The organism is Roseofilum sp. SBFL, assembly GCF_017746885.1.
In the GTDB taxonomy this organism is placed as follows: domain Bacteria; phylum Cyanobacteriota; class Cyanobacteriia; order Cyanobacteriales; family Desertifilaceae; genus Roseofilum.
Genome location: NZ_JAGHZH010000106.1, coordinates 20785 through 27059, shown reverse-complemented (window position 1 = coordinate 27059; position 6275 = coordinate 20785). Strand labels below are relative to the sequence as shown.

Sequence of the window (6275 nt, the reverse complement as noted above, 5' to 3'; positions counted from 1 at the left end):
GGGTGTGGCGATCTCATTTTTGCCCATATGCATACTCTTGGGAATTGATATGCAGAAAAAATGGCGCGATCGCCTGCCTTGTCTACACTCTACGATTCCGAAAAGCTAAAGCTTTTCGGAGAGTGACAGAAGAGGGGTATCATGAATTCACGGGTAAAGCTTGGGATGCTGTCGATAGCATTTACTATGATGCTCGTTGCTCCCTCTTATCTGCCAGAGTCGAGCGATCGCCATGGGAAGGGATATTAATCTCCGATCGCTTTCCCGTAGTCGCACAAGTGTTACTCAGATAACGGTCAGTCGCACGACAATATGGCATCATTGATCGGAATCCCTAGGGCCTAAACCCTAATTGGGATATTAACCTATTGAACTGTTTTAATATCATGAAATTTCCCTACTTCATCGGTAGCGTCATGGGTTTGGCGATCGCCAGTACTGTCTTCTTCGGTGTTTCGGCTCAAGCTTGCTTTCTTAGTAAGTCTCCTACTCAAGGAGCCGGAGAGAACCAGACTTCTGCTGCTCCCACCAGTGATAGGGCTGAACCGACTTCCGCTAGTCATATCACTAGCTCTACTCCCATCCATCATGTTCATGACCATACTCATATCACAGATGAGGCTAAAAATAAGCCGGTTGCTATGATTGCCGGTTTAGCGGGAATCGCAGGATTCGGTGCTGTGGGAATGATGGTTAAAGGCAAGGATTCCCTTCCCCGTTAACCGTGAAGTGACTGAAGCTCCTGAACTTGACGATGCAAACCCTTGTTAAATCAGTAACGACTGAAGTAGATGCCGATCGGGAAGTGGGCGATCGTACCCTAACCTCCATCGGTTGATCTGTGAATGGTAGGGTGGGACATTATCCACCCTACTTGATAATGCTTAATTATTCATGATTAATTATTTTGACTTCTCAGCTCATTTCCCCACGTCAAACCCTAAATCAATGGTTGGGAATTGAAACTCTACTCGGGAAAATTTTCAATCTCACCATTATTACGCTCGTCCTGATCTCTGCTGCCATTTTCGTTATCCAAACCTACGATCTTCCCCCCGATCTCTTTCAGGTTTTAGATCTAGCCAATACCTGTATTCTCCTTATCTTTATTTTAGAATATCTGTTGCGCTTCTGGTGTGCCGAACAGAAACTAGAGTACTTCTTAAGCATTTATTCGCTCATTGATCTATTGATCTTTATTCCCTTTATCTTCGGGGTATTCGACATCGAAATTGGATTCTCGAAAACCCTGATTTGGTTTCGGATCTTGCATCTACTCCGCTATCTAGGGGCTAAAACATTTCTCGGCATCATTAACTCAGAAAACAACCTGATTGTTACCCGCATCGGCTTTACCCTCTTTTCCATTATTTTCGTCTATTCTGGTTTGATTTATCAGATTGAACATGCCATCAATCCCCAATCCTTTCGCCATTTTTTCGATGCTCTTTACTTCTGCATTGTCACCATGACAACCGTCGGATTTGGGGATATTACTCCCCTTTCTGAAGCCGGACGTTGGATTACCTTAGCCATGATTTTAACGGGAATTTCCTTAATTCCTTGGCAAGTCGGAGATTTAGTCAAACATTTTGTTAAAGAGTCCCAAAAAGTGCGAGTGGAATGTCAAGACTGTGGTTTATTATTTCACGATCCAGACGCTAAGTTCTGTAAACATTGTGGCTCTAGTTTGGTTCAGGAGATGGAACTCTCGAAAACAGTGAGTCAAGAATAACCGTAAATACCTAACCCTCTTGTGTCTCTAAACCAACTTCGCGGCGAAATCGGAGCAACTCCAGGGAGCGATCGCCATAAACCCCCTCAATTTGCTGCTCACAGCACTCTATCGCAAAATCATTCAACTCCTGCGCGTCAATACCAAACATCCTTTCATAGACATCCGGTTGTACCCGACAGAATTGGGGACGGTCTGGATAAATGGTACATTCTTTGGTTAAATGATCGAAGTGGATGCACCAGCCATCAGGGGCTACCAAACTATAGTAGAGTTCTAACTCACTAGGGGATAGGTATTGGTCTAGATCCGGGCGCTCATCTGGATCGAGATGGCAGCACGCACCACACTGTTTAATACAACGCCAAGTTGCCATAAAGCTACTCCGTAAGCTGAATTGGGGAATTGGGCTAAACTTTATTGAGTTTTGTTAACTTCCTTAAAGCTTGGGGTCGATCCCCATGTAAAATCAGAAGTTGCATTCTATCTAGTAATTGCATCAACTCCTAGGGTTGAGAGTGGAGGAGACATGGATTTTATCACAAACTTGTTCACAGGGATCGATTGGATACTCATAGCACAGCTATTAATGCTAACATTAGTAGTGGTAGCTGGCCCAGCCGTTATCTTTGTTCTATTTTTGCGAGGTGGCGACCTCTAATTATCGTTCACTCCTTACGCACTAAAGCCCGATATAGTCGGGCTTTTTTTAATTAGCGCTATAACAATTTGAGTCTATAAGGGCTAATCATGGCTAAACTTACCATTCGTACTCTACACAAAACCCTCGCTCCCATTGTCCTACTTCCCCTGTTTATCACCGTCTTTACAGGGGTTTCCTACCGGTTGGCAAAAGATTGGTTTGGACTCAGCCGCGATCAGGTGCATATCCTCATGGTGATCCATGAAGGGGAATATTTCGGTAAATCTTTTGAATCCGTTTATGTTTTGCTCAATGGTTTGGGTTTGCTCTGGATGTTAATTACTGGGTTAACAATCTTAATTAACCATTGGCGCAAAGAGTGGCGTATGAAAACAAAAGCCATGAGTAGGGAATAGGGAATGGGGAATAGGTAATAGGGAATGGGGAATAGGGAATGGGGAATAGGTAATAGAAAATTTCTTAATTCTCTCTTCCCTCGCTATATTCCCTGTTGCCTAGAGCGAAGCGCTATATTACAGCACTCTGCTTGCGTTATGAAACACAAGCTTGAATCCTCTCTCCATGTACCACAACCCTATTCCCTATTCCCCAGCGTAAAGCGCTGTGATTAACTCATCGTTCTTGCAGCAACCAAAATCCCGCAAATGATTCTGATTCAGGATTGGACTGAATGGCGATAAAATGAATTCCTTTAGACTGCTTTTTAGCTTGTTCTAGATTTTCTCCTTCTTTTAATAATTGGGGGGTGTTCAGGTTAGCCAAAATCCAGCTTTCGTTCACTCCGGTTTCCAGTAATAGCCTGGGTTTCTTGCTCCTATCTTCTCGATTTTCCATCACTTTGAGAAAGGCTAATTCTAGACCAGACATCCATCCTGCCATAGGAATGGCGCGGGAGGAAAAGAGGATAATACCAGGAATGGGAGTTGTTTCTGATAATTCAAATGGACTTAAGGGAAAAGACTCTCCAAAGGCAATTTCCCATTCGGGCATCTCGGCAAACGCTTGTGCTTCTAGGCTAACCAATGCCCATTTTTGACCTAGGATGGCATCTGGGAGCGATTGGGCGATCGCCGATTCATATTTTACAGAAGGCGAAGAAGCTGCCTTGGCATCATAACCCGCTTCTTGGGGATAGACTTCTGTTTCTCGCTGTTGTATCCACTGATACAGTGTTAACGTGCGGCGACTGGGAGCTGAAGGAATAGCCAAATCCTTACAAGCTTTGACAATCATATTATTCATTTGTCGGCGAAAGAAGCGGATCTTACTGGGCCGACTGGGGGCTTGCTCCATGGCCTCTAACAGGGCAGCCTTTAATTCTCCTGAGTTAACTTTACTACTCGAACAAGACCGAGAATACCGAAATAAGTTTTCGGGGTCAGTCGCGATCGATAATGGAGTTTCACAAATCAGAATTTCCCAAATTTTCTTATTATTTTCATCTAGAATAGGGCGGGAGTAAAAATCGAGTTCCCAAATTGTTTTCATTGAATCAACTAACCAGTAACAGTCCAAATGTAGAGCAGTTGCAAAAGTAGGAGGTGGAAAGAAAAAGCATACTCCTCCTACTAGAGAAACTCAACCTATGAGTCTAAGCATCAGGCAAAGATTTAACCGCACGTTCTCGACGAGCCGTAGCACTTTCCATGACTTCATCCATATTTTCTAATAGCTCTCCGGGATAATTCTCCAAAATGCGGGTAGACAAAGAAATCCGTCCTTTCCCTTCATCAATACTAATAATGATTGCCTTAATGGATTGACCAATAGAAAAATGACTGGAGAGGGCAGCAATATAGCTTTGGCTAATTTGCTTAATATGAATCAGTCCTGTGGTATTGCCTAAATCGACAAATAAACCAAAGGGTTTAATATTAGCAATTCGTCCTTCTACCAATTGTCCCACTTCTAACTGACTAAACGTCGCCGCTTGGGTTGCTAGCCGTTCAGAAAGCACCAACTTACGAGTATCTGGATTCACTTCCAGAAATCCTACAGTCAGGGTTTCCCCCTTGAGAGCATTGAGGTTTTCCCGTTGACTCAGATGCGATCGCGGGATAAACCCTCTCAGTCCCATCACATCAACTGTCACGCCCCCTTTATTGCTCCCGGTTACCCGAACTTGTAGCGCTTGTTGATCCTCCTGCTTCTCTAATAGGGTATCCCAAAGGCGCTGGATTGCCAGTTGGCGACGGGAGAGTGTTACTTGTCCCTCTTCATTTTGTTCGCGAGTAATGAGAAAATCTAATTCCTCATTCAGAGGTAAAACGGTAGACAAATCGGTTACATTTTCTAAAGCCGCCTCTTGTATGGGTACAAAGGCAGTAGACTTGCCACCAATTTCAATATAGGCTCCCTCTTGGGAATGGACAGCCACACGACCGCGTACCACTTGTCCTTTTTGGAAGGTATAGTCATGCTCTTGCAGAGCTTGGGCAAAGTCATCTGGGGAAAAGCCAATAGAAGAGGGAGTTTCAGAAGAGGGTTTGGATTCAGAGTTCATAACTAGGGTCTGAGAAATTAGAGCACTTTGCGCTAGGCAAAAGGCAATCGAGTATGGGTGCTAGGTTTGAGCCTTTCAAGGCAGTCCTCACCACCTTGGCAGTTGCTATTCAGAAGCCTGAAGTTGGGCGTGAAACAAATCTTTCACTTTAGCCCAGGCATCAGTAGCAGCTTCTGCATTATAACTAGCACGGCGATCGCAGAAAAAGCCATGATCGGCTCCATCGTACCGGAAAATCTGATAAGAAACCTGAGCTTCTCTTAGAGTGGCTTCAATTTGCTCGACTTCTGAAGCTGGAATACTGGCATCTTCATTGCCAAAAAAGCAGTAGAGGGTTCCCTTAATCTCTGGGGTACGAGTAATAGTGGGTGCTCCTCCCCCTGGGGTGAGAGTAGCAATTCCTGCACCATAGAAAGACGCAGTGGCCTTAATCTCATCCAGGATAGCAGTCAGATAAACGACATGGCCGCCAAAGCAAAATCCGATCGCCCCAAAGCCTCCCGATTTCAGATTGGGTCGTGTTTTTAGATAATCTAAGGTTGCCTGAATGTCACTGAGCAATTCATCCGCCTTGGTTTTAACCTTATATTCCCGGCCGATTTTAATGTCTTCTGGGGTATAACCGGCTTCAAAACCGGGAGCCAGACGCTGATAAATCGCTGGAGCAATGGCAATATAGCCCTGTTTGGCAATGCGATCGGTTACATCGCGAATATGTGCATTTACCCCAAAAATCTCCTGTACTACGACTATCCCCTGATGGGAACCCGGTGTAGTAGGTTCAGCCAGATACGCATCAATGAGTAAGTCGCCATTAGGGACTTGCACTGAAGTAGAGTGTATAGTTAGCTCTGCCATGATTACCGGAAAACCTGAGGTTGCGTCTTTCCAATTTTAAGGGAAAAACTCGTTAATCTTGAGCTGAAAAAAGCTCTCCACTGGATATCTAGTGAAGAGCTTTTGACAAAAAGTGTTTAGACAGATGAGCAAATCTTTAGAGAGATTGGCAGTTGCCCTCTATTTCTTTTTCATTCCCTTTGCCATCTTCAGGAAGTCTAAGCCACCTGTGTTGGTATTGGAAGGACGACGAGCGGGAGTGGTTTCTGAAGGTTGACTGCTGGCTTGAGGTTCAGACTTCGCAGGGGTTGAAGACATCATTTGACCTTCAGGGCGGATTTGCATTTCCATCGAAGAGGCTTCAACCACTTCACTCGCCCGCTTACCTTTGGGATAGGTATGCTTGACCCGTTGCTTTCTACGCATAAAGTCGATATCGCCAAAGGTTTTGGCTTCATCAGGAGGAAGGAAAAAGTCTTGAGACATGGGTTTGGCTGTTAGTTATCTATGGTATAGACGGTTCTTATGTTAAATTT

General features: G+C 44.5%; 10 protein-coding genes. 5 read left to right on the top strand and 5 right to left on the bottom strand.

What is annotated here, in order from left to right; all coding sequences use genetic code 11:
* The first annotated feature begins 122 nt into the window (after nt 1-122).
* From J7545_RS11925 to J7545_RS11915, 3 genes are all read left to right on the top strand, one after another.
* Nucleotides 123-293 (top strand): hypothetical protein, encoded by a 171-nt coding sequence (locus tag J7545_RS11925; protein ID WP_318719596.1) that lies wholly within the window; start codon nt 123-125, stop codon nt 291-293.
* 93 nt (nt 294-386) lie between these two features.
* Nucleotides 387-722 carry a hypothetical protein gene (locus tag J7545_RS11920; protein ID WP_318699629.1) on the top strand — a complete coding sequence of 112 codons (336 nt, stop codon included), beginning with the start codon at nt 387-389 and terminating at the stop codon, nt 720-722.
* Nucleotides 723-907: 185 nt separating this feature from the next.
* A complete protein-coding gene (locus tag J7545_RS11915) occupies nt 908-1735 on the top strand; it encodes an ion transporter (protein ID WP_318699628.1) in 828 nt (275 codons plus the stop codon).
* A gap of 10 nt (nt 1736-1745) precedes the next feature.
* On the opposite strand, the gene J7545_RS11910 is transcribed toward J7545_RS11915, so the two are convergent.
* The gene (locus J7545_RS11910; protein ID WP_318699627.1) at nt 1746-2111 is read right to left on the bottom strand and encodes a YkgJ family cysteine cluster protein; all 366 of its coding nucleotides are present in this window, start codon (nt 2109-2111) and stop codon (nt 1746-1748) included.
* Between the two features lie 153 nt (nt 2112-2264).
* Here J7545_RS11910 and psb30 point away from each other — a divergent pair, with 153 nt between their 5' ends.
* Nucleotides 2265-2396 (top strand): photosystem II reaction center protein Ycf12/Psb30, encoded by a 132-nt coding sequence (psb30, locus tag J7545_RS11905; protein ID WP_271936453.1) that lies wholly within the window; start codon nt 2265-2267, stop codon nt 2394-2396.
* A gap of 89 nt (nt 2397-2485) precedes the next feature.
* Nucleotides 2486-2794: a hypothetical protein gene (locus J7545_RS11900; RefSeq protein ID WP_318699626.1), complete on the top strand. Its 309-nt coding sequence runs from the start codon at nt 2486-2488 to the stop codon at nt 2792-2794.
* A 217-nt stretch (nt 2795-3011) separates the two neighbouring features.
* On the opposite strand, the gene J7545_RS11895 is transcribed toward J7545_RS11900, so the two are convergent.
* The 4 genes from J7545_RS11895 to J7545_RS11880 all read right to left on the bottom strand — a co-directional run bounded on the left by J7545_RS11895 (nt 3012) and on the right by J7545_RS11880 (nt 6225).
* Nucleotides 3012-3887, bottom strand: a complete 876-nt coding sequence (locus tag J7545_RS11895) for a Tab2/Atab2 family RNA-binding protein (RefSeq protein ID WP_318699625.1) — start codon at nt 3885-3887, stop codon at nt 3012-3014.
* A gap of 103 nt (nt 3888-3990) precedes the next feature.
* Nucleotides 3991-4902 carry a S1 RNA-binding domain-containing protein gene (locus tag J7545_RS11890; protein ID WP_318699624.1) on the bottom strand — a complete coding sequence of 304 codons (912 nt, stop codon included), beginning with the start codon at nt 4900-4902 and terminating at the stop codon, nt 3991-3993.
* Between the two features lie 105 nt (nt 4903-5007).
* Nucleotides 5008-5760 carry a dienelactone hydrolase family protein gene (locus tag J7545_RS11885; protein ID WP_318699623.1) on the bottom strand — a complete coding sequence of 251 codons (753 nt, stop codon included), beginning with the start codon at nt 5758-5760 and terminating at the stop codon, nt 5008-5010.
* 159 nt (nt 5761-5919) lie between these two features.
* Nucleotides 5920-6225, bottom strand: coding sequence for a hypothetical protein (locus J7545_RS11880; RefSeq protein ID WP_318719595.1), 306 nt, complete (start codon nt 6223-6225; stop codon nt 5920-5922).
* Between the last annotated feature and the right edge of the window lie 50 nt (nt 6226-6275).